The sequence below is a fragment of the Streptomyces sp. NPDC001108 genome, from assembly GCF_053598535.1.
On record NZ_JBSFKL010000025.1, the window covers coordinates 1 to 25,132 of the forward strand.

At 72.2% G+C, this 25,132-nt stretch carries 10 protein-coding genes; all 10 read right to left on the minus strand.

The annotated features are described in order from the left end of the window. Positions 1 to 160 precede the first annotated feature (160 nt). The 10 genes from ilvN to ACWC97_RS32095 all read right to left on the minus strand — a co-directional run bounded on the left by ilvN (position 161) and on the right by ACWC97_RS32095 (position 25,027). On the minus strand, positions 161 to 733 hold the full coding sequence (gene ilvN, locus ACWC97_RS32050; protein ID WP_352281077.1) for an acetolactate synthase small subunit: 573 nt from the start codon (positions 731 to 733) through the stop codon (positions 161 to 163). Positions 734 to 747: 14 nt separating this feature from the next. Then, entirely contained in the window at positions 748 to 2,637 is a 1,890-nt protein-coding gene (locus ACWC97_RS32055) for an acetolactate synthase large subunit (protein ID WP_450653153.1), read from the minus strand. Positions 2,638 to 2,773: 136 nt separating this feature from the next. Continuing rightward, complete coding sequence (locus ACWC97_RS32060) at positions 2,774 to 3,541, minus strand: 4'-phosphopantetheinyl transferase family protein (protein WP_352281079.1); 768 nt, start codon at positions 3,539 to 3,541, stop codon at positions 2,774 to 2,776. 52 nt (positions 3,542 to 3,593) lie between these two features. After that, positions 3,594 to 4,886, minus strand: a complete 1,293-nt coding sequence (locus tag ACWC97_RS32065; protein WP_450653155.1) for an MFS transporter — start codon at positions 4,884 to 4,886, stop codon at positions 3,594 to 3,596. After that, positions 4,871 to 6,349: an argininosuccinate lyase gene (argH, locus tag ACWC97_RS32070; protein WP_450653157.1), complete on the minus strand. Its 1,479-nt coding sequence runs from the start codon at positions 6,347 to 6,349 to the stop codon at positions 4,871 to 4,873. Before argH ends, ACWC97_RS32065 begins: the two co-directional genes overlap by 16 nt. Then, positions 6,346 to 7,608, minus strand: coding sequence for an ATP-grasp domain-containing protein (locus ACWC97_RS32075; protein ID WP_450653159.1), 1,263 nt, complete (start codon positions 7,606 to 7,608; stop codon positions 6,346 to 6,348). The genes argH and ACWC97_RS32075 overlap by 4 nt, the downstream gene beginning before the upstream one ends. After that, positions 7,605 to 8,654, minus strand: coding sequence for a PLP-dependent cysteine synthase family protein (locus ACWC97_RS32080; protein WP_450653161.1), 1,050 nt, complete (start codon positions 8,652 to 8,654; stop codon positions 7,605 to 7,607). Before ACWC97_RS32080 ends, ACWC97_RS32075 begins: the two co-directional genes overlap by 4 nt. A 1-nt stretch (position 8,655) precedes the next feature. Continuing rightward, positions 8,656 to 9,573: a GHMP family kinase ATP-binding protein gene (locus ACWC97_RS32085; RefSeq protein WP_352281066.1), complete on the minus strand. Its 918-nt coding sequence runs from the start codon at positions 9,571 to 9,573 to the stop codon at positions 8,656 to 8,658. Positions 9,574 to 9,755: 182 nt separating this feature from the next. Beyond that, positions 9,756 to 16,838, minus strand: coding sequence for an amino acid adenylation domain-containing protein (locus ACWC97_RS32090; RefSeq protein WP_450653163.1), 7,083 nt, complete (start codon positions 16,836 to 16,838; stop codon positions 9,756 to 9,758). Beyond that, positions 16,835 to 25,027 carry an amino acid adenylation domain-containing protein gene (locus ACWC97_RS32095; protein ID WP_450653165.1) on the minus strand — a complete coding sequence of 2,731 codons (8,193 nt, stop codon included), beginning with the start codon at positions 25,025 to 25,027 and terminating at the stop codon, positions 16,835 to 16,837. Before ACWC97_RS32095 ends, ACWC97_RS32090 begins: the two co-directional genes overlap by 4 nt. Between the last annotated feature and the right edge of the window lie 105 nt (positions 25,028 to 25,132).

A 25,132-nucleotide genomic window follows, 5' to 3' on the forward strand; every position in this document is an offset into this window, starting at 1 on the left:
GCGTGCGCGTGCCCCTGGCTCCCGTAACCGATGACCGCGACCTTACGGCCCTGGATGATGGACAGGTCGGCGTCGTCGTCGTAGAACAGCTCGGCGGGCATGGTGGTTCTCCTTGTTTCCTGGATCATGAGGGTGTGCGGACAGGTGTGCGGGGTGCGTACTAGGCGCTCTGCGCCTCGGCGGTGACCGGGGCGGTGGCGGGGGTCAGGCGGATCGGGCGGGTCTCGCGGGTGGAGCGGTCGGCCAGGGGCCGGGAGCCGCGGCCGATCGCGATGGCGCCGGACTGGACGAGTTCCTTGATGCCGAAGCCGGCCAGCATCCGGAGCATCGCGTCGAGCTTGTCGCCGGAGCCGGTCGCTTCGAGGGTGACGGCGTCGGGTGACACGTCGACGGTTCTGGCCCGGAAGAGTTCGCCGATCTGGATGACCTGGGCCCGGGTCCCGTTGCCGGCGGCGACCTTGACCAGGACCAGTTCGCGCTGGACGGCGGAGTCCGCCTCCAGCTCCACGATCTTCAGGACGTTGACCAGCTTGTTGAGCTGCTTGGTCACCTGTTCCAGGGCCAGTTGGTTCTCGACCCGGACGACGACCGTGATCCGGGAGAGGTCGGGGTGCTCGGTGGTGCCGACCGCGAGCGAGTCGATGTTGAAGCCGCGGCGCGAGAACAGGGCGGCCACGCGGGCGAGGATGCCGGGGGTGTCCTCGACCAGGACGGAGAGCGTGTGCTGGGACATGTCGGAGGGTCCTCTCAGTCGTCCGCGAAGTCGCCGAAGTCGGGGCGTACGTCACGTGCGGCCATGATGTCGTCGTTGGAGGTACCGGCCGGGACCATCGGCCACACCATCGCGTCCTGCTGGACGATGAAGTCCACCACGACGGGGCGGTCGTTGATCGCGTTGGCCTTCTCGATGATCGTGTCGAGTTCGAGGGGGCTCTCGCAGCGCAGGCCCACACAGCCCATCGCCTCCGAGAGCTGGACGAAGTCCGGGACGCGGGTGCCCCGGTTGGTCGCGGAGCCGGTGCCCCGGGCCGATCCGGTGGAGGCGTTGGTGGCGCCGTCGTGGAGCACGGTGTTGGAGAACCGTGCCCCGTAGAAGAGGTTCTGCCACTGGCGGACCATCCCGAGGGCGCCGTTGTTGATGACGGCGACCTTGATCGGGATGTTGTTGAGCGCACAGGTGGTGAGTTCCTGGTTGGTCATCTGGAAGCAGCCGTCGCCGTCGATCGCCCAGACCGTGCGGTCGCGGCGGCCGGCCTTGGCGCCCATCGCGGCGGGGACCGCGTACCCCATCGTCCCGGCACCGCCCGAGTTGAACCAGGTGCCCGGCTCCTCGTGCGGGAGGAACTGCGCCGCCCACATCTGGTGCTGCCCCACACCGGACGCGAACAGCGTCCCCGCCGGGGCGAGTTGGCCGATCCGCTGGATGACCTGCTGCGGGCAGAGCAGCCCGGGGTCGGCGGGGGGCTCGTAACCGCGCGGGTAGGTGGAGCGCCAGTGGTCCAGCTCCCGCCACCAGGCGGCGTAGTCCCCGACGCGCCCGTCCTCCCGGTCGGAGCGTACGGCGGCGGCGAGGGCGGCGAGGACCTCGCGGGCGTCCCCGACGATCGGGATGTCGGCGAGGCGGTTCTTGGAGATCTCCGCCGGGTCGATGTCGGCGTGGACGACCTTGGCGTGCGGGGCGAAGCCGTCCAGCCTGCCGGTGACGCGGTCGTCGAAGCGGGCGCCCAGGGCGACGATCAGGTCGGCCTTCTGGAGGGCGGCGACCGCGGCGACGTCCCCGTGCATGCCGGGCATGCCCACGTGCTGCCGGTGGCTGCCGGGGAAGGCGCCGAGCGCCATCAGGGTGGTGACCACGGGGGCGCCGGTCAGTTCGGCGAGGGCGCGCAGTTCGACCGTGGCCCGTGCCTTGAGCACGCCGCCGCCGACGTAGAGGACCGGGCGGCTCGCGTCGGCGATGAGCCGGGCGGCCTCGCGGATCTGCCCGGCGTGCGGTTTGGTGACGGGGCGGTAGCCGGGCAGTTCGGTGGCGGTGGGCCAGCGGAAGGTGGTACTCGCCTGGAGGGCGTCCTTGGTGATGTCGATGAGCACCGGTCCGGGGCGGCCGGTGGAGGCGATCCGGAACGCCTCGGCGACCGTCCGCGGGATGTCGTCCGCGTGGGTGACCAGGAAGTTGTGCTTGGTGACCGGCATGGTGATGCCGACGATGTCCGCCTCCTGGAAGGCGTCCGTGCCGATGGACTTGGAGGAGACCTGGCCGGTGATCGCGACCAGCGGGACGGAGTCCATGTACGCGTCGGCGATCGGGGTGACCAGGTTGGTGGCGCCGGGGCCGGAGGTGGCCATGCAGACGCCGACCTTGCCGGTGGCCTGGGCGTAGCCGGTGGCCGCGTGCCCGGCGCCCTGCTCGTGGCGGACCAGTACGTGGCGGAGCCGGGTGGAGTCCATCATCGGGTCGTAGGCGGGCAGGATCGCCCCGCCGGGAATGCCGAACACGGTGTCCACGCCGGCCTCTTCGAGCGACCGGATGAGGGACTGGGCGCCCGTCACGTGCCCGGCGCCGGTGTCCGGCTGCCCGGTGGTACGGGGTCGCGTGTGCGGGAGGAGGGCCGCGGGGGCCTGCTTCACAGCGTTTGACATCGTCAGTTCCAAGGGTCCGGAGGGATGGGGGCGAGGACGTCGCGGGGAACGGCAGCCGCGGCGGGAGCGGCCGGGTGGTGCGGGCCCGCCGCCGGGTGGTCACCGCGGCGGACGCACCCGGCGGTCCCGGTGGTGGTCAGGGCGGGTTCTTCGCCGTCTGCGGGACGTCGCAGGTATGCCGTACGACGTCGATGCCGGCGAGCCGGCGGACCAGGAGGCCGTCCATGGTGAGCTCTCCGTGGACCGCCACCGCCGCCGCGTAGCCCCGGTCCACCGGAACGTCGACGAGGGTCCAGCCGGACGGCGGGTACGGTCCTTCGGGGCGTCCCGAGCCGACGTAGTCGAGGGACGGGTCGCGGCCGAGCCCCGTGCCGAGGCCCTTGAGGTAGGCCTCCTTGCGGGTCCACAGCCGGGCCAGTGCCCGGGGCCGGGCGGGCGGTGCCAGCGCCGCCAGTTCGGCCTGTTCGTCCACGTGCAGCATCGCGGCGAGATCGGCGGTGCCGTCCTGGTCCGGCACGAGTTCCACATCGACCCCGATGGGGGCCGCGGCGGTCCCGACGACCGCGAGGTCGCCGCGGTGGGACAGCGAGAAGAACAGCCGGTCGTCGATATCGAGCACGGTGGGTCTGCCGTGCGGTCCGCCGCAGCAGGGGCAGAGGTCCCTGCCGAGGTGGACGTCCTCGGGGCGCAGGCTCAGGTAGGAGCCGAGCAGCCGGCGGAGGGCGACATGCGCGGCCGTGAACCGGGTGCGGTCGGCGGCGTGCATGAGGGTGGCGGCACGCTGACGCTCGGTCGCGTCGAGTACCTGTTCGTCCAGGATGCCGTTGGGGACATCCGAGACCCTCAGGAGCCAGAGATCGAGTGAGCCAGGGGGTGGCAGCTCACGGACGATTCTGGGCAGCATCTGTTCCACGGGGTCTCTCCTGTTCTTGCGAGAGTGACAGGTGAGTCGGGCGTCATGGCGTCGCCGGTGCGACCGGCAGGTCGCGCCGGCGGCGCAGCGGCCCGATCAGCAGGAGCAGCGGGGTCAGGGCGAGTCCCGCGGTGAGCAGCCACAGGGTGGGCCGCAGACCGAGGGCGGTGCCGAGAGTTCCGCCGAGCAGGGATCCGAAGGGGATGGCGCCGAAGTTCGCGACCGAGACGCTGGCCGAGACGCGGCCGAGCAGCTGGGGCGGGCAGTAGCGCTGGCGGAACGCTCCCTGGATCACGTTGGCGAGGACGACGCCGAGCGAGAGGACCGCGCTCCCGACGACCAGTGCGGACAGCGTCCAGTCCGTTCCCGTCATCGGGATGAGCAGGGCGAACGGGGCGCTGGCGATGGTGGTGACGAGCAGACCGCGGGCCGATCCGAACCGTGCGATCAGCCGTTTGGAGAAGGTGGCGCCGAGGATGCCGCCGACGCTGCTGGAGGCGAGGAGCCAGCCGGTGGCGCCCTCGGGGACGCCCAGTTCCCTGATGATGAAGACCGGGATGATCGCCGCCTCGGCGGTCAGGAGCAGGTTGGTGGCGGTGCCGTACAGGGTGAGGACGCGCAGGTAGGGGTCCTTGAAGGTGTACCGGACGCCCTCCTTGATGTCCCGGCGCAGGGCCCGGTGCTCCGTCGGCCGTTCGGGGACCGGTTCCTTGCTGCGGATGCCCAGCAGGCAGAGCGCGGAGACCAGGAAGGTTCCCGAGTTGACGAGGAGGCCGGAGGTGGCGCCGAAGATCTGGGCGAGCAGACCGCCGCCGCCGAGTCCGGCGACCTGGGCCACCGATTCGCTGCCCTGGAGCTTGGCGTTGGCCTCCTGGAGGTCTTCGGGACCGACGAGGGAGGGCACGTAGACCTTGTACGAGATCCCGAAGAACACCGCGGCGAACCCGTTGGCCAGGGCGACGGCGAGGAGCTGGGTCATCGTCAGGACCCCGAGCCAGCCCGCCACCGGCACGCTGGCCAGGAGGACCAGCGGGAGCACGTTGCAGACCACCATGATCGGGCGGCGCCGCATCCGGTCCACCCAGGCTCCGGCGGGCAGGCCGATCAGCAGCCAGGGCAGCCAGGGGGCGGCGGCCAGCACGCTCACCGCGAAGGTGCTCGCGTCGAGCGTGACCACCGCCACCAGGGGCATGGCGACGGCGGTGATGTTGATGCCGACGCGGTTGGTCGTCTCGCCGATCCACAGCAGCCGGAAGTCGCGGTGGCCGCGCAGTCCCTTCCCCGGGGGGTGCCCGTTGCCGTGGTCCACGGGGCGCTCGGTCACTTCTGCCGACATGACGTCACCGCCTCGGCCACGGCCTGCGACAGCAGCGCGGCTCCGTCGCTCCAGCGGGCGTGCCGGGCGGCGGACTCGGCCCGCAGGGCGTCCAGCCGGGCGGTGAGCGCGTGGATTCCGCCGGCGGCCGAGCCGGGGCCGCCGCCGTGGGCGCAGGCCGCCATCACCCGGTCGGGGGCGAGCCCGCCGTCCTCGACGGCGTCGAAGGCCGCCGCGTCCTCCAGGGACCGGCCGGTCTCCAGGGCGTCGAGTACGGTCTCGCCGACCTGGTGGTGCGCGGCCCGGAACGGGGTCCCGTCCAGGACGAGCCGTTCCGCCAGGTACGTGGCGGAGGTGAAGCCGTCCACGGCCCGCCGCTCCATGCGGTCCCGCTCGGGCTCGGTGCCCGCCACGACCAGGCTCAGCAGGGTCACCGCGTCGGTGGTGCCGCGCAGTCCGGGCCACAGGTGCCGGACGGCCTCGGTGCCGACCGCGATGGCGTTGGTGTAGCCGCCGGTGGTCATCGCGGAGGCGGCGGCGACGAAGGCGCCGAGGCTCGCGGAGGACCGGCCCTGGATGTGTTCGAGCAGGAAGGGGTTGCGTTTCTGCGGCATCATCGAGCTGGAGCCGACGAGTGTGTCACCGACCCGGAGCAGTCCGAACTCCTCGGAGGTCCAGGTGCTCAGGTCCCGTCCGGCACGGGCCAGTACGACCCCGAGGACGGCGGAGGCGGAGAGCAGTTCCAGGACGAAGTCCCGGGAGGCCACCGCGTCGACGGAGTTGGGCGCGGCGGAGTCGAAGCCGAGGAGTTCGGCGGTGCGCCGGGGGTCGATGGGTACGGAGGTGCCGCCGATCGCACCGGCGCCCAGCGGGTTGACGTCGAGCTGGCGTCCGGCGTCCAGCAGCGACCGGTAGGCCCGCAGCACTCCGGCGGCGATTCCGGCGAGGTAGTGGCCGTAGCCGATCGGGACGGCCGGCTGGCCGTGGGTGTAGGCGGGCATGACCACGTCGCGGTACTCCTCGGCCTTGGCCAGGAGCACCCCGGCCAGCCGGTCGACCGCGTCCAGCAGGGCCCGGTAGGGAGCGCGGGTCTTGAGCCGGGTGGTGGTGGCGTTGAGGTCGTTGCGCGAGCGGCCGGTGTGCAGGATGCCGCCGATGCGGTCGCCGAGCTGTTCGATGAGGTGTCCCTCGTACGCCAGGTAGACGCCGCGCGGCATCGGGAGGGCGCGGACCGGTGCGAAGTCCTGCTCGCGCAGTTCACCGATGGTGCGCAGCAGGGCGGCGGACCGGTCGGCGTCCACGATGCCGCGTTCGGTGAGCATGACCAGGTGGGCGCGGTCGACCTCGCTGATGCAGCGGAGCTCGTCGCCGAGCCCGTCGGTGGCCTCCGGCAGGTACTGGTCGTAGACGATGCGGTGCGCCTCGGCGTCGAGCGCGGCCTTGAGCCGGCCGGTGTCGACGCCGCGCGCGGTCGCCACGGTCATGCGAGTGCCTCCTCGGTGTGCACGGCGTGGATCAGGGCCCGGCCGAGCAGGTCGACGGCGCGTCCGGCGGCCTCGGCGGCCCGTACCGAGCGGTCGGCGACGGCGATGGCGTGGCCGACCCGGCCCCGGAAGTCCTCGGCGGGGCCCACCGGTTCGCCGGGGGCGCGGTAGAGCACCGCCTCGACGGTGCCGGGGACCGTGCGGGCGCGTTCCACGACGTCGGCGAGTGCGGCGGCCGGGGCGAGGATGCCGTCCTGGGCGGCGGTGAGGAACCGGATCGAGGCGCGGGCGTAGCCGGTGCGGTCCAGTTCGGGTGCGGTGCCGAGGGCGGCGAGCACCTGGGCGCGGACGAGGTCGATGCCGCAGGCGCGGCGGACCAGTTCGGGGATCATGCCGCCGGCCAGCCGGGGGTTGACCTCGATGACGGCGGCGGACCCGGGTCCGGTGAGGCGCAGTTCGACATGGGCGGCCCCCCAGCCCAGGCCGAGCGCGCGGACGGCGCGTACGGCGGTCTCGCGCAGCGCGATCTCCTGTGCGCCGGGGAGTGCGGCGGGCACGTCGTGGCCGGTCTCGACGAAGGAGGGCGGTGCGCCGACGTGCTTGGCGACGGTGACGACGGCCTCGGTGCCGAAGACCTCGACGGAGAACTCCGGTCCGGTCAGGTACTCCTCGACCAGGATCCGGCCCGGGGCGGCGATGCCCCGTTCGTTGACGGTGGTGGCCAGCAGGTTCCCGGCGTGTTCGGCGACCTCCGTCAGGTCGGAGCAGAGCCGTACGCCCAGGCTGCCCGAGCCCTGTACGGGTTTGACGACGACGGGCAGTCCGAGGGAGCGGGCGGCGGCGACGGCGCCGGCGGCCTCGGTGACGACCTCGAAGCCCGGCGAGCCGATGCCGGCGTCGGTGAGTGTCCGGCGCTGCTCGGCCTTGTCGCGGCAGGCCCGTACGGCCTCGGCCGAGGGGCCGGGCAGTCCGAGCCGGTACGCCAGGGCGGCGGCGGTCGGCACGTAGTACTCGGAGCTGGTCAGGACGCCCGCGAGGGTGGCGTTGTCCTCCAGGGCGCGGACGGCCGCCCACAGCGCGGTCTCGTCGGAGGTGTCGACGACGACGGTCCGCAGTCCGTCCTCGGCGGCGTAGGGGTAGCGGCCGGGGTCCGCGCACAGCAGCACGGGCACCGCGCCGAGTTCGGCGGCGCGCCGGGCGAACAGCCGCCCGGTGCCGGTGGTGTTGCTCTCCACCAGGAGCAGCAGACGCTCGCTCATGACTCGACCACCGGCATCACCACGTCGTCGAAGCCGCGGCGGGCCCACAGCAGCCGGGACCAGGCGGCGGGGGCGTCCAGCGGGTGTTCGACGGTGACCGGGCCGTTGGCGGCGGGGGCGGGGACGATGTCCTGCTCGCGCAGCCAGTTCTCGTTGTAGACGGTGGACTGGTAGCGGTAGCCCTCGTCGGGCAGGACCATGACGACGGTGCTGTCCGGGTTGCGCTCGGCCCACCAGGACGCCACCTGGAAGGAGGCTCCGCTGGTCGGGCCCATGAACAGGCCGTGGGCGCGGTAGAGCTCGTGGGTGGCGTGGAAAGCCTCGGGGGCGGTCACCCAGTGGACCTCGTCGTACGCCGCGTGCTTGACGTTGCCGGGGTGGATGCTGCTGCCGAGTCCGCGCAGCATGCGGGGGCCGTCGGGGCTGCCGAAGATGATGCTGCCGGGGGTGTCGACGCCGATCAGGTGGAGGGCCGGGCCGGTCTGGCGCAGGGCGGCGCCGAGGCCGCCGGTCGAGCCGCCGGAGCCGACCGGGCCGACCAGGCAGTCGACGGATCCGACGGTGTCGCCGATCAGGTCGGCGACGACGCCGTAGGCGCCGGGGTTGTCGGGGTTGTCGTACTGGCCGGGGACGAAGGCGTCGGGGTACTGGCGGCGCAGCTCGGCGACGCGGGCGAGCCGGGCGCCCTGGATGCCGCCGGTCTGGCCGGTGTGCTCGACGATCTCCACGGTCGTGCCGAGCATTTCGAGCCGGGTGCGCAGGTCCCGGTCGATCGCGGAGTCGCCGACGATGGTCAGCGGGTAGCCGCGCAGCCGGCAGACCATGGCCAGGCCCAGGGCGAAGGTTCCCGAGGAGGTCTCGATGATCCGGGTGCCCGGGGAGATGAGTCCGGCCGCCTCGGCGCGGTCGAGGATGTAGCGGGCGGGCAGCAGCTTCATCAGGCTGAAGGCCGCGGCGTAGAGGTTGTCGGTCACCTTGATGATGCGGGGCAGCTCCGTCGCCTCGACGATCGAGGAGTGCGCCTTGGGGAGTGTGGTCGTCGTCATGTCAGTCACCCGTTGTGTAGTTCCACTGCTCGTGGATTCCGAGCTCTTGGAGGAGGTCCTGGGCCAGTTCGGTGCGCGCCTCGACCTCGGGGTCGTCCCGGTCGAAGAGGAGTCCCGCGATGTCCCCGCTGTGTGCCGCCTGTATGCCGACGGCTCCGGTGGTCCGTGCGATGTCCCGGATGCGGTCGAGTTCCGGGATCGGCAGATGACGCTGGTTGATCTCCGTGCTGGCCGTGGCGACCGAGCCCAGCAGGGCCACGTCCTTCATCTGGATGGCCTCCCGGAGCATCGCCTGCAGCCGGGTGAAGAGGTCGACCTCGTCCTGTCCGTAGCGGGCCGGCGAGAGTGCCAGGGTGTCCACGCCGCGTCCGCCGTTCTCGGGACGGGAGCCGAAGCCGAGGACCCGCAGGGCGGGCATCCGGTAGCCGAAGTCCTCGATCACGGTGCCCTCGCGCTGGGCGAACAGGACGGTCGAGTCCTCGAACATCAGGGAGTCGGACGCGGTCTCCGCCCGTACCGCGATGCGGGCGACCTCCTGTGCGGGGAGGGGGCTGACGAAGGCGTCCTTCACCGCCCAGATCGCCGCCAGGACGTCGCTGGTGGAGGAGCCGAAGCCCCGGCACAGCGGTACGTCGCCGCTGAGGTCCAGGTGTCCCCCGGCCGGCCCGGCGTCCGGCGGGGTCACGGCGCGGACCGCGAGTTCCGCGGCGCGCCGGGCCTTGCCCTTCCAGGACGGTGTGACGGTGACCTCGGCGCCGGGGGCGGGGATGAAGGTCGCGCGGGTCACGTGGATGGTGCAGGGAAGTGTGACGAGTCCTCGGGTGAGCCCGCCGTCGCCGGGGAACACGCCTTGCAGGATCTCGCCGTGGTGGACGGGGGCCGAAGCTACCCCGACACGCCAGCCGGAATGATCAACCATTTCCTTGACTTTCTGTCGCCGGGAGCTGGGGCCTGCGGATGACCTCACGCTATGCGGGCGACGAGTCCCTGCCCGGCGGAGGAAGCGGCAGCCCGCGGGCAATTGGGGGTGCCGGTCCGCCGCACGCGAAGGTGCCCGGACCCCGCCGTGATCGGCGGGTCCGGGCACCTGGGGGGCGTGGGTCAGTGGCGCACCCCCCGCAACTCCTCGGCCAGGATCTTCCCTATCTCGCGCAGGGGTTCGGCCGTGGTCATGTCCCAGTGCTCGCAGTCGATGTCGTACTCCTCGACGCGGCCCCGGACATGGGGGGCCCAGGCCTGGGACCCGGTGCTCGCGGCGGGGGTGCGGGCGGCGTTGAAGAACACCGCGTCGCCGCCGAACCGGCGCCGGGGCACGTACCGGTAGCGCATCTCCAGGTTGGCGGCGGTCGCGGTGACGACCGCGGCGGCCTGGTCGGGTTCGAGTGCGCCGAGAACGGCGTCCTCGGCGCGCAGGACGGCGGCCAGTTCCCCGGCGTCCGGGGCGGTGTCGGCGCACCGTACGCCGATGTCGGCGCCGCGGCCGCCGAGCAGGGCGGTCAGCACTTCCCGGCCGGTGATGACGGGTGCCCGGAACCCGTCGGGCAGCGGGTAGGAGTCGAGCAGGGCCAGCAGGGCGACCTCCTCGCCCTGCTCCTCCAGCCGGGCGGCGATGGCCTGCGCGACCAGCCCGCCGAACGACCAGCCGAGCAGGTGGTACGGACCGTGGGCCTGGGCCGACCGGATCTGGGCCACATAGCTCTCGGCCATCTCCTCGATGCCGGCGGGCCGGTCCGCGGGGTGGGTCAGCTCGCGGGCCTGGAGGCCGAGGAGCGGCCGCCGGCCGATGTGCCGGAGCAGTCCGGCGTACGACCAGCTCATCCCGGAGATCGCGTGGACGCAGAAGAGCGGGGCCTCGGTGGAGCCGGCGGACGCGGCCCGGATCGGGAGGAGTGTCTCCATCGGGTCGCCGCCGGTGCTGGTGGCGATGTGTTCGGCGAGCAGGACGGGGGTCGGGCACTGGAACAGGTCGCGGATGGTGACCTTGGTGTCCCAGATGGAGCGGATGCGGCCGATGAGCCGGGTGGCGAGCAGGGAGTGCCCGCCGAGCTGGAAGAAGTGGTCGTCGATGGTGACCTGGCCGAGGCCCAGGACGTCCGCGTAGAGGCCGCAGAGCACTTCCTCGGCGGGGGTGCGCGGGGCCCGGCCGCCGGCCGTGTCGGCCTGTGCCGGTTCGGGCAGGGCGCGCCGGTCGAGCTTGCCGTTGACGGTCAGCGGCAGCGCGTCCAGCGGCACGATGGTGGCGGGGACCATGTATTCGGGCAGGGCGGCCACCGCGTGCCGGCGCAGCTCGGGGAGGTCGGGTTCGGCGCCCTCGACGGGCACCACGTACGCCACCAGTCGTTTGTCGCCGGGCCGGTCCTCGCGGATCAGCACCGCCACCTGGGCGAGGGAGGGGTGCCGCAGCAGCGCCGATTCGATCTCACCCGGCTCGATGCGGAAGCCCCGCAACTTGATCTGCTGGTCGGCCCGGCCGAAATACTCCAGGGCTCCGTCCTGGCTCCAGCGGGCCAGGTCGCCGGTGCGGTACATCCGTGAGCCGGGTGCGCCGTGCGGGTCGGCGACGAAGCGTTCCGCACTGAGCGCGGGCTGCCCGATGTAGCCGTGGGCGAGGCCGTGGCCGGCGACGTAGAGCTCGCCGGGGACGCCGGGCGGCAGCATCCGGAGGTTCTCATCCAGGACGTAGGCGTGCTTGCCGGCGATGGGGCGGCCGATCGGGATGGCGGGGGCGGGTCCGGTGAGGGTGTGGGTGGTGGTGAAGCCCATGCTCTCGGCGGGCCCGTAGCCGTTGACGAGGTGGAGGTGGGGGTGGTCGGCGAGGGCGCGGGCGGTGTGGGCGGGCGAGGCGGCCTCGCCCGCGGTCATGGCCTCCTTGATCCGGGAGAAGACCGCCGGGTGCTCGTCGAGCATGTGGTTGAAGAGGCTCGCCGACATCTGGAGGGTGGTGATGCCGTGCTGTTCGACGAGTTCGGCGATCTGGTGCGGGTCGGTGTGCTGGCCGGGCTGGAGGACGCAGACTCCGCCGTGGAGCAGGGGTCCGAAGACCTCCAGGGCGAAGGCGTCCCAGGAGACCGGGGAGCTCTGCAGATAGGTCTGGCCGGGGCCGAAGTCCAGGTAGTCGGGGCCGATGAAGGTGGCGGCGAGCGCCCGGTGCGAGGCGGCGACGCCCTTGGGCATGCCGGTGGATCCGGAGGTGAACATCACGCAGGCGATGGACTCGGGGTGCCCGCCGGTCTCCACCGGTGTTCCGGGCAGGGCGCTGATCGCGGGGATCTCCTCGGTGAGGTCGATCAGGGTGGCCCGGGTGGACAGGGGGGTGAGGTGGGCCTGGGTGACGAGGGCCGCCGGGCCGGTCTGGCCGAGGACGGTGTTCAGCCGGTCGGCCGGGAACTGCGGGTCGAGCAGGGTGTATCCGGCTCCGGCCTTCAGCGCGGCGAGCAGGGTGGCGACGAGTTGCGGGGAGCGTTCGACGTGGATGGCGACGATGCTGCCGGGGGTGACGCCGCGCCAGGTGAGGTGGCGGGCCAGCCGGTTCGACCAGATGTCGAGTTCCTCGTAGGTGATCCGCTGCTCCTCGTGGACCAGGGCGACGGAGTGCGGGGTGCGCCGGGCCTGTTCGACGAAGAGGGCGTCGAGTCCGAGGGCGGGGGGCTGGGTCCGTGCGCCGCTCCACTCCCGCAGTTGCTCCCGCTCCTGCCCGGAGGCCATCTCCAGGGCGCCGAGCGGCAGGTCGGGGTCGGCGACGGCGCCGGTGAGGAGCCGGACGAGCCGGTCGGCGGCGGTGGTGACGGTCCGTGCGTCGTAGAGGTCGGTGGTGTACTCGATCATGATGTCGAGGCCGTCGGGCCGGCCGTCCGGGGTCCGGTTCTCGGCGAACGCGAAGGTGAGGTCGAACTTGGCGACGGCGACCGGCGGGAAGTCGAAGCCGGTCTCCAGCCCGGCCAGTTGCGGCGGTGCGCCGCCGGTGTCGCCGACGGTGAGCATGACCTGGAAGAGCGGGTGGCGGGCGCTGGTGCGTTCCGGGTTGAGCGCTTCGACGATCCGGTCGAAGGGCAGGTCCTGGTGGGCCCAGGCGGCGAGGTCGGTCTCCCGGACCCGGGTGAGCAGTTCGCGGAAGGTGGGGTCGCCGCTGGTGTCGGTGCGCAGGACCAGGGTGTTGACGAAGAAGCCGACGAGGTCGTCGAGCTTCTGGTCGGTGCGTCCGGCGACGGGTGAGCCGAGCGGGATGTCGTGCCCGGCCCCGGACCGGGAGAGCAGGGTCGCCACGGCGGCCTGGGCCACCATGAACAGGGTGGTGCCGGTCTCCTGGGCCAGCTCCGTCAGCGCGGTGTGCAGTTCGGCGGAGCAGCGCACGGCGTGGGTGCGGCCCTTGTTGGAGGCGACGGCCGGGCGGGCGTGGTCGGTGGGGAGGGTGGCCTCCTCGGGCAGGTCGGCGAGGACCCCGCGCCAGTGGTCGAGCTGGCGTTCCTCGACGTCGGCCAGGAGGCGCCGCTGCCAGAGGGAGTAGTCGGCGTACTGGACGGGCAGCGGCTCCCAGGCGGGGGCGGTGCCGCCGGTGCGGGCCTCGTAGGCGGTGGCCAGGTCGCGGAAGAGCGGCCCGTTGGACCAGCCGTCGGAGGCGATGTGGTGGATGACGAGCCCGAGCACGTGGTCGTCGGCCCCGGTCCGCAGCAGTCGGGCCCGCAGCGGCGGTTCCGCCGCCAGGTCGAAGGTCCGGCCCGCCAGGTCGGCCAGGTGCTGGTCGAGTTCCTCCTCGGTGGTCTCGGTCAGGGGCAGTTCGAGGTCGGCCGGCGGCAGGATGTGCTGGTGCGGGGTCCCTTCGTGGACGGGGAAGACGGTGCGCAGTCCCTCGTGACGGGTGGTGAGGTCGGTGAGCGCCAGCCGCAGCGCCTCCCGGTCCAGCGTCCCCTTCAGCCGCAGCGCGAGGGGAATGTTGTACGTGGCGGACGGCCCCTCCATCTGGTCGAGGAACCAGAGCCGCTGCTGCGCCGACGACAGCGGTACGCGCTCCGGACGCTCCTCGGCCATCAGCGCGGGGCGCCGGGCCTCGCTGTTCTCGGCGGCGATCCGTTCGGCGAGCTGGGCGACGGTGGCGTACTGGAACAGGTCCCGGATGGTGATCTCGGTCTCCCACACCGCCCGGATGCGGCTGATGAGCCGGGTGGCGAGCAGGGAGTGTCCGCCGCGCCGGAAGAAGTGGTCGTCGATGGTGACCGACGGGAGTCCGAGGACGGCGGCGAAGAGTCCGCAGAGGACTTCCTCGGCGGGTGTCCGGGGTGCCCGGCCGTCGGTGCCGGTGGTGTGGAGCGGGGCGGGCAGGGCGCGCCGGTCGACCTTGCCGTTGGTGGTGAGCGGGATCGCGTCGAGGACCATGAAGGCGGACGGGACCATGTACTCGGGCAGGGCGCCGGCGATCTCGCGGTGCACCTCCTCGGTGTCGATCCGGGCGCCGTCGGCGGCGACCAGGTAGGCGACGAGGCGCTTGTCGCCGGGCCGGTCCTCGCGGACCATGACGGTGGCCTGGCCCACGCTCGGGTGGGCGGCCAGGGCGCTCTCGATCTCGCCGAGTTCGATGCGGAAGCCGCGGAGCTTGATCTGCTGGTCGGCCCGGCCCAGGTATTCGAGGGAGCCCTCCCGGTTCCACCGGACCAGGTCCCCGGTGCGGTACATCCGGGTGCCGGCCGGCCCGTACGGGTCGGCGACGAAGCGTTCGGCGGTCAGCGAGGCGCGGTTGAGGTAGCCCTGTGCGAGACCGGCTCCGGCGATGTACAGCTCGCCGGGGGCGCCGGGCGGGGCGAGCCCCAATGCTTCGTCGAGGACGTACAACCGGTGGTTGTCCAGGGCCTCGCCGATCGGGATCGCGCCCGCCTGGTCGAGGGGGCGGTGGATGCGGTGGGTGGCGGCGAAGGTGGTGGTCTCGGTCGGGCCGTAGCCGTTGACGACGGTGGTGTCGGGGCAGTGGTCCATGACCCGGCGGACCGCCTCGGGCGGGACGACGTCACCACCGGCCCACACCTCCCGCACCCCGGCGAACGCGCCGGGGGCCTCCTCGGCCATGACCCGGAAGAGCCCGGCGGTCATCCAGAGGGCGGTGATCCGGTGCTCGGAGAGCAGCCGTTGGTAGTCGGCGGGGGCGAGGTGGCCGCGCGGGGCCACGACGACCGTCCGGCCGTTCAGCCAGGGCACCCAGATCTCGTACGTGGACGCGTCGAAGGCGGCCGGCGAGTGGAAGAGGACCCGCCGGTGGTTGCCGTTGCCGTACATGGTCTGCGCGGCCAGGTCGGCGACGTTGCGGTGGGTGACCGCGACGCCCTTCGGGACCCCGGTCGAGCCGGAGGTGAACATCGCGTACACCGGCTGGTCGGGGTGGATGGTGTGGTCGGGGGCGGTGGCGGGCAGCCGGTCGAGGTCGAGGTCCTCGCCCAGGACGATGACCCGGGCCTCGGTGTCGAGGACGACCTGGTGGTCGGCGAGGGCCCGGTCGGTGAGGACGACCGGGGCCCGGGTGTCGGCGAGGATCTGGACGAGCCGGCTGTCCGGGTCGGTGGTGTTCAGCGGGGCGTAGACGGCTCCGGCCTTGACCACGGCGAGCAGGGCGGTGAGCAGGTCGGTCGAGCGTTCCATCAGGACGGCGACGACGTCGTGGCGCCGGACGCCGGTGTTGACGAGGTGGTGGGCGAGCCGGTTGGTGACGTCGTCGAGTTCGGCGTACGTCAGGTCGTGGTCCTCGTCGACGAGGGCGATGGCGTCGGGGGTGCGGGCGGCCTGCGCGGAGAACAACTCCGCGAGGCTGAGGTCCGGGCTGCCGGTGGCGGTGCCGCCGCGCTCCTCCAGGAGCAGCCGCCGCTCGTGCTCGCCGAGGAGGTCGAGGACGGAGAGCGGGGTGTCGGGCGAGGTGACCACGGCTTCCAGCAGCCGGTTCAGCCGCGCCATCAGGGCGTCGATGGTCGGGGCGTCGTAGAGGTCGGTGGCGTACTCGATGGTGATGTCCAGGCCGTCGGGGCGGCCGTCGCGGGTGCGGTGCTCGGCGAAGCCGAACGTCAGGTCGAACTTGGCGATCTGGAGGGACCGGTATTCGGTACGGGCGTCGAGCCCGGGGAACCCGATGGCGTCGGACCCGGCCTCGCCCATGGTGAGCATCACCTGGAAGAGCGGGTGGCGGGAGGCGGAGCGTTCGGGGTTCAGCACCTCGACGAGCCGGTCGAAGGGCAGGTCCTGGTTGTCCCAGGCGGCCAGGTCGGTCCTGCGGGCCCGGGAGAGCAGTTCGCGGAAGCTCGGGTCGCCGGTCAGGTCCGTGCGGAGCACCAGGGTGTTGACGAAGAAGCCGACGAGTCCGTCGAGCGCCTCGTCGATGCGCCCGGAGACCGGCGAGCCGATCGGGATGTCGTGCCCGGCGCCGGAGCGGGACAGGACGGTCGCCACGGCGGCCTGGACAGCCATGAACAGGGTGGCGCCGGATTCCCGGGCGAGGTGGGTCAGCCCGATGTGGAGTTCGGCGGGCAGCCGGACCTCGCAGGTCGCACCAACGTACGAGGCGGAGGCGGGGCGGGGCCGGTCGGCCGGCAGGGTGGCCTCCTCGGGCAGACCGTCCAGGGTCTGCCGCCAGAACTCCAGCTGGCGCGCCCCGGCGCTCTCCGGGTCGTCGCCGTCGCCGAGGAGTTCCTGCTGCCAGAGGGTGTAGTCGGCGTACTGGACGGGCAGCGGCTCCCAGGCGGGGGCGGTGCCCCTGGCGCGGGCCTCGTAGGCGGTGGCGAGGTCTTCGAGGAGCGGGGCGGTCGAGCCGCCGTCGGACACGATGTGGTGCATCACGACGAGCAGGACGTGCTCCCGCTCGCCGAGGGCGATCAGGCGGGCCCGCAGCGGCAGGTCCTTCTCCAGGTGGAAGACCTGCGCGGACTCCTCGGTGAGGACGGCCTGGAGCGTTTCGTCGTCGGCCGGGACGACGGGCAGCGGGAGTTCGACCTCCTCCTCCGCCAGGATGTGCTGGTACGGGGTGCCGTCCTGGTCGGGGAAGAGGGTGCGCAGGCTCTCGTGTCTGCCGACCACGTCCAGGAGCGCCGAGTGGAGGGCCCCGCGGTCGAGGTCACCACCGAGCCGGACCGCGAGCGGGATGTTGTAGGTGGTGGACGGCCCTTCCATCTGCGCGATGAACCAGAGCCGCTGCTGGGCGAAGGACAAGGGAATCACTTGGTCACTCCCATCCGGCGCATCGGCCGAAGTTTGGGCCGTGCGGCCCCGCCGGCGTCGAGCTTCTCGACGAGCGTGGCCACGATCGGGTTTTCGAAGAGGGTCGCGACGGAGAGTTCGACTCCGAGCGCGGTACGGATCCGGCCGACGAGCCGGGTGGCGAGGAGCGAGTGCCCGCCGAGGTCGAAGAAGTGGTCGTCGATGGTGGCCGAGGGAAGTCCGAGGATCTCCGCGAAGAGTCCGCAGAGCACTTCCTCCCGGGCGTTGCGCGGGGCGCGTCCGGCGGGTGCGCTGTCGATCTGCGGGGCGGGCAGGGCGCGCCGGTCGACCTTGCCGTTGACGGTGAGCGGGATCGCGTCGAGGACCACGAAGGCGGACGGGACCATGTAGTCGGGCAGCAGCCCGGCCATCTGCCGCTGAAGTTCGGCGGTTTCGGCTCCGGCGCTCTCCTCGGCGGCGACCAGGTAGGCGACGAGGCGCTTGTCGCCGGGCCGGTCCTCGCGGACGACGACGGTGGCCTGGGCGACACCCGGAAGGCCGGCGAGGACGGTCTCGATCTCGGCGAGTTCGATGCGGAAGCCGCGGAGCTTGACCTGCTGGTCGGCCCGGCCCAGGTATTCCAGGGAGCCCTCCCGGTTCCACCGGACCAGGTCCCCGGTGCGGTACATCCGCGCACCGGCCGGACCGTACGGGTCGGCGACGAACCGGTCCGCCGTCAGCTGCGGCCGGTCCAGATACCCCTGCGCCAGCCCCGCACCCGCGATGTACAGCTCACCCGGCGTCCCCGGCGGCACCAGCCGCAACCCCTCGTCCAGAACGTACAACCGGTGATTGTCCAACGGCTCACCGATCGGAATCGCACCCACGTGGTCCAGGGGGCGGCGGATGCGATGGGTGGTCGCGAAGGTGGTGGTCTCCGTGGGGCCGTAGCCGTTGACGACGGTGGTGTCGGGGCAGCGGTCCATGACCCGGCGCACGGCCTCGGGCGGGACGACGTCACCACCGGCCCACACCTCCCGCACCCCGGCGAACGCCTCCGGGATCTCCTCCGCCATGAGCCGGAAGAGCCCGGCGGTGAGCCAGATCGAGGTGATCCGGTGCTGGGTCAGCAGCCGTACGTAGTCGGCGGGGGCGAGGTGGCCGGCGGGGGCGACGACGAGCGTGCCGCCGTTGAGCCAGGGCACCCACATCTCGTACGTCGACGCGTCGAACGCCATCGCCGAGTGGAACAGCACCCGGCCATGGTTCCCATTGGCATACATCGACTGCGCCGCCAGATCGGCGACGTTGCGGTGGGTGACCGCGACCCCCTTCGGGACCCCGGTCGAACCCGAGGTGAACATCGCGTACACCGGCTGGTCCGGATGGACCACCACACCCGGATCCGACGACGCCACGGCCTCACCCGCCACCGGCCCCAACACCCGCACACCCGCAGGCACCGCCACCGAACCCGGGTCACGATCGGTGACCAGATGAGTGACACCGGACTGACCGACGATCAACTCCACCCGCTCCGCCGGATAACGGGTGTCCAACGGCACATACACCGCACCCGCCTTCACCACTGCCAGCGTCGTCACCACCGCGGCAACCGACCGCTCCTGGAACAGCGCGACCCGACTCCCCGGCCGCACCCCCTCCCCGATCAACCGGTACGCCGCACCATTCGCCAACGCGTCCAGCTCACGATAGGAAAGCTCACGCCCCTCCCCCACCACCGCCACCGCATCCGGCGTCCGCACCACCTGCGCCGCGAACAACCCACCCAGTCCCCCATCAGGAACCTCGGTCACTCTGCCCGCCCACTCCTCAAGAAGCAGACCGCGCTCACCCGGCGCCAACAACTCCAACTCACCCACCGGAACATCCGGCGCCACCACCACCGCATCCAACAACCGCACCAGACGCTCACCCGCCGACTCCGCCGTACGGGCATCGAACAGATCCGTCGCGTACTCGATGGTGATGTCCAGACCGGACGGCCGGCCATCCGGGGTGTGGTGCTCGGTGAAGATGAACGTGAGGTCGAACTTGGCGGTCTCCACCTTGGAGAACTCGTACGACGCTTCCAGCCCCGGGAGTTCGGGGGCCTCGGCGGACGTGTCGCTGACGGTCAGCATGACCTGGAAGAGGGGGTGGCGGGCGGTGGTGCGCTCCGGGTTCAGCGCCTCGACCAGCCGGTCGAACGGCAGGTCCTGATGGCTCCAGGCCGCCAGGTCGGTCTCCCGGACCCGGTCCAGAAGCTCCCGGAACGTCGGATCACCGCTCGTGTCGGTCCGCAGGACCAGGGTGTTGACGAAGAAGCCCACCAGATCGTCCAGCGCCGGATCGGTGCGTCCGGCGACGGGCGAGCCGAGCGGGATGTCGTGCCCGGCACCGAACCGGGACAGCAGCGTCGACACCGCGGCCTGGGCCACCATGAACAGGGTGGTGCCGGTGTGCTGGGCCAGGGCGCCGAGCGCTTCGTGCAGCTCGGGCGGGCAGTGCACGGTGTGCATGGTGCCCTTGTTGGAGGCGACGGCCGGCCGGGCGTGGTCGGTGGGAAGCGTGACCTCCTCGGGAAGGTCCGCCAACGCGGAGCGCCAGTAGTCGAGTTGGCGTTCCTCGTCACTCCCCAGGAGACGCTGCTGCCAGAGGGAGTAGTCGGCGTACTGGACGGGCAGCGGCTCCCAGGCGGGGGCGGTGCCGCCGGTGCGGGCCGTGTAGGCGGTGGCCAGGTCGCGGAGGAGCGGCCCGTTGGACCAGCCGTCCGAGGCGATGTGGTGGATGACCACCAGGAGGATGTGCTCCTGCGCGCCGAGCGCGAGCAGGTGGCAACGGATCGGTCGCTGGACGGACAGGTCGAAGGTGCCCGCGGACAGCTCCGCCAGTCGTGCGGTGGCTTCCTCCTCGGTGGTCTCGGTCAGGGGGAGTTCGAGGTCGGCCGGGGGCAGGATGTGCTGGTGCGGGGTTCCCCCGTCGGTGGGGAAGACGGTGCGCAGTCCCTCGTGACGGGTGGTGAGGTCGGTGAGCGCCAGCCGCAGCGCCTCCCGGTCCAGCGTCCCCTTCAGCCGCAGCGCGAGGGGAATGTTGTACGTGGCGGACGGCCCCTCCATCTGGTCGAGGAACCAGAGCCGCTGCTGCGCCGACGACAGCGGTACGCGCTCCGGACGCTCCTCGGGCACCAGCGCGGGGCGGGGCTGCTCGCCGCTGCCCGCGGTGACGCACTCGGAGAGCGCGAGCACCGTGGGGTTGCGGAACAGGTCCTTCACCCCGAGCTGGACGCCGAACGCGCGCCGGATGCGGCTGATCAGCCGGGTGCCGAGCACCGAGTGACCGCCCCGGTGGAAGAAGTGGTCGTCGATGGTGACCGAGGGAAGTCCGAGGACGGCGGCGAAGAGTCCGCAGAGCACTTCTTCCTGCGGGGTGCGCGGGGCGCGTCCGTTGGTGGTGAGGGCGACCTGCGGGGCGGGCAGGGCGCGCCGGTCGACCTTGCCGTTGACGGTGAGCGGGATCGCGTCGAGGACCATGAAGACGGAGGGGACCATGTACTCGGGCAAGGCCCCGGAGACCTGACCGCGTACCTCGGTGACATCGATCCGGGCGCCGTCGGCGGCGACCAGGTAGGCGACGAGGCGCTTGTCGCCGGGCCGGTCCTCGCGGACGACGACGGTGGCCTGGCCCACGTCGGCGTGTGCGGTCAGTGCGGTCTCGATCTCGGCGAGTTCGATGCGGAAGCCGCGGAGCTTGACCTGCTGGTCGGCCCGGCCCAGGTATTCCAGGGAGCCCTCCCGGTTCCACCGGACCAGGTCCCCGGTGCGGTACATCCGCGCACCGGCCGGACCGTACGGGTCGGCGACGAACCGGTCCGCCGTCAGCTGCGGCCGGTCCAGGTACCCCTGCGCCAGCCCCGCACCCGCGATGTACAGCTCGCCGGGCGTGCCCGGCGGCACCAGCCGCAACCCCTCGTCCAGAACGTACAACCGGTGATTGTCCAACGGCTCACCGATCGGAATCGCACCCACGTGGTCCAGGGGGCGGCGGACGTGGTGGGTCGCGGCGAAGGTGGTGGTCTCGGTCGGGCCGTAGCCGTTGACGACCGTGATCTCCGGGCAGTGCGCCAGCACGCTGCGCACGGCCTCGGGCGGGACGACGTCACCACCGGCCCACACCTCCCGCACCCCCGCGAACGCCTCCGGGGACTCCTCCGCGATGACCCGGAACAGTCCGGCCGTCAGCCACAGCGCGGTGATGCCGTGCTGGGCGATCAGTTCCTGGTACGCCGCCGCGTCGAGGTGGCCGGCGGGGGCGACGACGAGCGTGCCGCCGTTGAGCCAGGGCACCCACATCTCGTACGTCGACGCGTCGAACGCCATCGCCGAGTGGAACAGCACCCGGCCATGGTTCCCATTGGCATACATCGACTGCGCCGCCAGATCGGCCACGTTGCGGTGGGTGACCGCGACCCCCTTCGGGACCCCGGTCGAACCCGAGGTGAACATCGCGTACACCGGCTGGTCCGGATGGACCACCACACCCGGATCCGACGACGCCACCGCCTCACCCGCCACCGGCCCCAACACCCGCACACCCGCAGGCACCGCCACCGAACCCGGGTCACGATCGGTGACCAGATGAGTGACACCGGACTGACCGACGATCAACTCCACCCGCTCCGCCGGATAACGGGTGTCCAACGGCACATACACCGCACCCGCCTTCACCACCGCCAGCGTCGTCACCACCGCGGCAACCGACCGCTCCTGGAACAGCGCGACCCGACTCCCCGGCCGCACCCCCTCCCCGATCAACCGGTACGCCGCACCATTCGCCAACGCGTCCAGCTCACGATAGGAAAGCTCACGCCCCTCCCCCACCACCGCCACCGCATCCGGCGTCCGCACCACCTGCGCCGCGAACAACCCACCCAGTCCCCCATCAGGAACCTCGGTCACCCTGCCCGCCCACTCCTCAAGAAGCAGACCGCGCTCACCCGGCGCCAACAACTCCAACTCACCCACCGGAACATCCGGCGCCACCACCACCGCATCCAACAACCGCACCAGACGCTCACCCGCCGACTCCGCCGTACGGGCATCGAACAGATCCGTCGCGTACTCGATGGTGATGTCCAGACCACCGGGCCGACCGTCCGCGTCCCGGTGCTCCGCGAAGGAGAACGTGAGGTCGAACTTGGCGACCCGCAGCCAGGTGAACTCCGACTCGGTCTCCAGGCGTTCGGCGACGAGCGTCGGGGTGGCGGCGTCGGTCAGGGTCAGCATGACCTGGAAGAGGGGGTGGCGGGCGGTGGTGCGCTCCGGGTTCAGCGCCTCGACCAGCCGGTCGAACGGCAGGTCCTGATGGCTCCAGGCCGCCAGGTCGGTCTCCCGGACCCGGTCCAGAAGCTCCCGGAACGTCGGATCACCGCTCGTGTCGGTCCGCAGGACCAGGGTGTTGACGAAGAAGCCCACCAGATCGTCCAGCGCCTGGTCCGTGCGCCCCGCGATGGGCGAGCCGAGCGGGATGTCGTGCCCGGCACCGGACCGGGACAGCAGCGTCGACACCGCGGCCTGGGCCACCATGAAGATCGAGGCCCCGGTCTCGCGGGCCAGTTCCGCGAGTGCGGCGTGGCTCTCCTCGGAGAGGTGCACGGTGTGGGTGGCGCCCTGGTAGGAGGCGACGGCCGGCCGGGGCCGGTCGGACGGCAGGGTGACCTCTTCCGGCAGGTCGGCCAGCGTCCGTCGCCAGTAGTCGAGTTGACCGGCGGCGACACTGTCCTGGTCCGCCGGGTCGCCGAGGACGTCGCGGTGCCAGAGGGTGTAGTCGGCGTACTGGGCGGGCAGCGGCTCCCAGGCGGGGCGTTCGCCCCGGGAGCGGGTCGCGTACGCGGTGCTCAGGTCGCGCATGAGCGGCTGGTAGGACCAGCCGTCGGAGACGATGTGGTGCATGACCACCAGGAGTACGGACTCCCGCTCGCCGAGGGTGAACAGCCGGGCCCGGAAGGGGAGGTCCGCGGCCAGGTCGAAGATCCGCTCGGCCTCGGCGGTCAGCAGCGCGGCGATGTCCTCCTCGGTCGCGGGGGTGGCCGGCACCTCCACCCGGACGTCGTCGGCGGGCAGGATGCGCTGGTACGTCTGCCCCTCGGCCTGGCCGAACACGGTGCGCAGGCTCTCGTGGCGCCCCGCGACGTCGGTGAACGCCGCTTCCAGGGCCGCGGTGTCGAGGGCGCCGCGGATCCGCACGGCCAGCGGGATGTTGTAGGTCGCCGAGGGGCCCTCCATCTGGTCGAGGAACCAGAGCCGCTGCTGGGCCGCGGAGAGCGGCAGCGGCTCCGGGCGCTCCTGGGCGGTCAGGGCGGGGCGGGCGGACTCGCCGCCGCCGGTGGCGACGTACTCGGCGAGCAGCGCGACGGTCGGGTACTCGAAGAACTGCCGCAGGGTGAGCTGGACGTCCAGGACCGTGCGGACCCGGCTGACCAGCCGGGTCGCCAGCAGGGAGTGGCCGCCGAGGGTGAAGAAGTCGTCGTCGATGCCGATCGACGGCAGGCCGAGGGAGTGGGCGAACAGACCGCAGAGGACTTCCTCGACGGGGTTGCGCGGGGCCCGTCCGCCGGGGGCCGCCCCGGCCCGGGGTGCGGGCAGGGCGCGCCGGTCGAGCTTGCCGTTCGGGGTCAGCGGCAGTGTGCCCATCGGAACGAGCGCCGAGGGCACCATGTACTCGACGAGCTGCTCGGCCGCGTACCGGAGGATCTCCGCCACGTCCAGGGCGCCCTCCTCGACGGGTACGGCGTAGGCCACCAGGCGCTTGTCGCCGGGCCGGTCCTCGCGGACGACGACCGCGGCCTGGGCGACGGCGGGGTGGCGGACGAGGACGGTCTCGATCTCGCCGAGCTCGATGCGGTTGCCGCGCAGCTTGACCTGCTGGTCGGCCCGGCCCAGGAAGACGATCTCGCCGTGCTCGTTCCAGGCGGCGAGGTCGCCGGTGCGGTACATCCGGGTGCCGGCCGGGCCGTAGGGGTCGGCGGTGAAGCGCTCGGCGGTGAGGGCCGGGAGGCGGCCGTAGCCCTGGGCGAGGTGCGGGCCGGCGACGTAGAGCTCACCGGTCTCGCCGGGGGCGGTGTGGCGCAGCTCGGCGTCGAGGACGTACATGGCGGTGTTGGCCATCGGGATGCCGAGGTGCAGCCGGTCCAGGGTGCGGACCTCGGGGGTGAAGCTCTGGTAGCTGCAGAAGACGGTGGCCTCGGTGGGGCCGTAGACGTGCACGAACGTGGTGTCCGGGCAGTGGTCCATGGCGCGTTGCAGGGCGGTGGCGGACAGCACGTCGCCGCCGGTCCAGATCTCGCGCAGCTGCGCCAGCCCGTCGATGGCCTCGCTGGCCATGGCGTCGAAGAGTGCGGTGGTGAAGTAGGCGGCGGTCGCCCGGTACCGGGTGACGGCCTCGGCCAGCTCGCCGATGTCGATCTTCCGGGCGGGGAGGACGACGGCGAGTCCGCCGCGCAGCAGCGGCACCCACAGTTCGTAGGTGGAGGAGTCGAAGGGCAGCGGCGAGTAGGCGAGGACCCGTTCGTGGGCGGCGGCTCCGAAGCCCGGGTCCAGGGCGAGTTCGACGACGTTGCGGTGGGTGTTCACCACACCCTTGGGGGTGCCGCTGGAGCCGGAGGTGAACATCATGTAGAGCGGGTGGTCGGGGTGGACCTCGACGTCCGGGCCGGTGGGGGCCGTGTCGGCGGTGACCGTGGCGTCGTCGAGCCGCAGGGCGGGCAGGCCGGCCGCGAAGCCGGTCTCGGCGGCCGGGCGGTCGGTGACCAGCAGGGTGGCGCCGGTGTTGTCGAGGATCCAGGCGAGCCGCTCGTCGGTCTGGCGGTGGTCGAGGGGGACGTAGACGCCGCCGCTCTTCAGCACGGCGAGGACCGTGACGACGTAGGCGAACGAGCGGTCGAAGAGCAGTCCGACCGCGTCGCCCGGCCGTACGCCCTCGGCGACGAGCCGGTGCGCCAGGGCGTTGGCCGCGCCGTCCAGCTCCCGGTAGGTCAGGCTGTGGTCCTCGCGGACCAGGGCTACGGCCTCGGGTGTGCGGGCCGCCTGCGCGGCGAAGAGTACGTGCAGAGCGCCCTCGGGGAGGTTCTCGGCCGTGTCGTTGTACGCGGCGACGTGCGCGGGGACGTCGGCGCTGTGGGAGAGAGCCGGATCGGTTTGCGGCTGGGACATCTCGACACCTTCTCGGTAGCTCGGATCTCGTGGTCTCGCGGCGTGCCGGGAGACCGACGGAGCCACGGTGGATGACGTGCGGTTGGTGCGAAGTGCGAAGCGGAT

Coding starts and splice junctions, on each gene's coding strand:
- ACWC97_RS32080 (WP_450653161.1), bottom strand. CDS start 8,654: ATGACGACGACCACACTCCCCAAGGCGCACTCCTCGATCGTCGAGGCG.
- ACWC97_RS32065 (WP_450653155.1), bottom strand. CDS start 4,886: ATGTCGGCAGAAGTGACCGAGCGCCCCGTGGACCACGGCAACGGGCAC.
- ACWC97_RS32085 (WP_352281066.1), bottom strand. CDS start 9,573: ATGGTTGATCATTCCGGCTGGCGTGTCGGGGTAGCTTCGGCCCCCGTC.
- ACWC97_RS32055 (WP_450653153.1), bottom strand. CDS start 2,637: ATGTCAAACGCTGTGAAGCAGGCCCCCGCGGCCCTCCTCCCGCACACG.
- argH (WP_450653157.1), bottom strand. CDS start 6,349: ATGACCGTGGCGACCGCGCGCGGCGTCGACACCGGCCGGCTCAAGGCC.
- ACWC97_RS32060 (WP_352281079.1), bottom strand. CDS start 3,541: ATGCTGCCCAGAATCGTCCGTGAGCTGCCACCCCCTGGCTCACTCGAT.
- ilvN (WP_352281077.1), bottom strand. CDS start 733: ATGTCCCAGCACACGCTCTCCGTCCTGGTCGAGGACACCCCCGGCATC.
- ACWC97_RS32075 (WP_450653159.1), bottom strand. CDS start 7,608: ATGAGCGAGCGTCTGCTGCTCCTGGTGGAGAGCAACACCACCGGCACC.
- ACWC97_RS32095 (WP_450653165.1), bottom strand. CDS start 25,027: ATGTCCCAGCCGCAAACCGATCCGGCTCTCTCCCACAGCGCCGACGTC.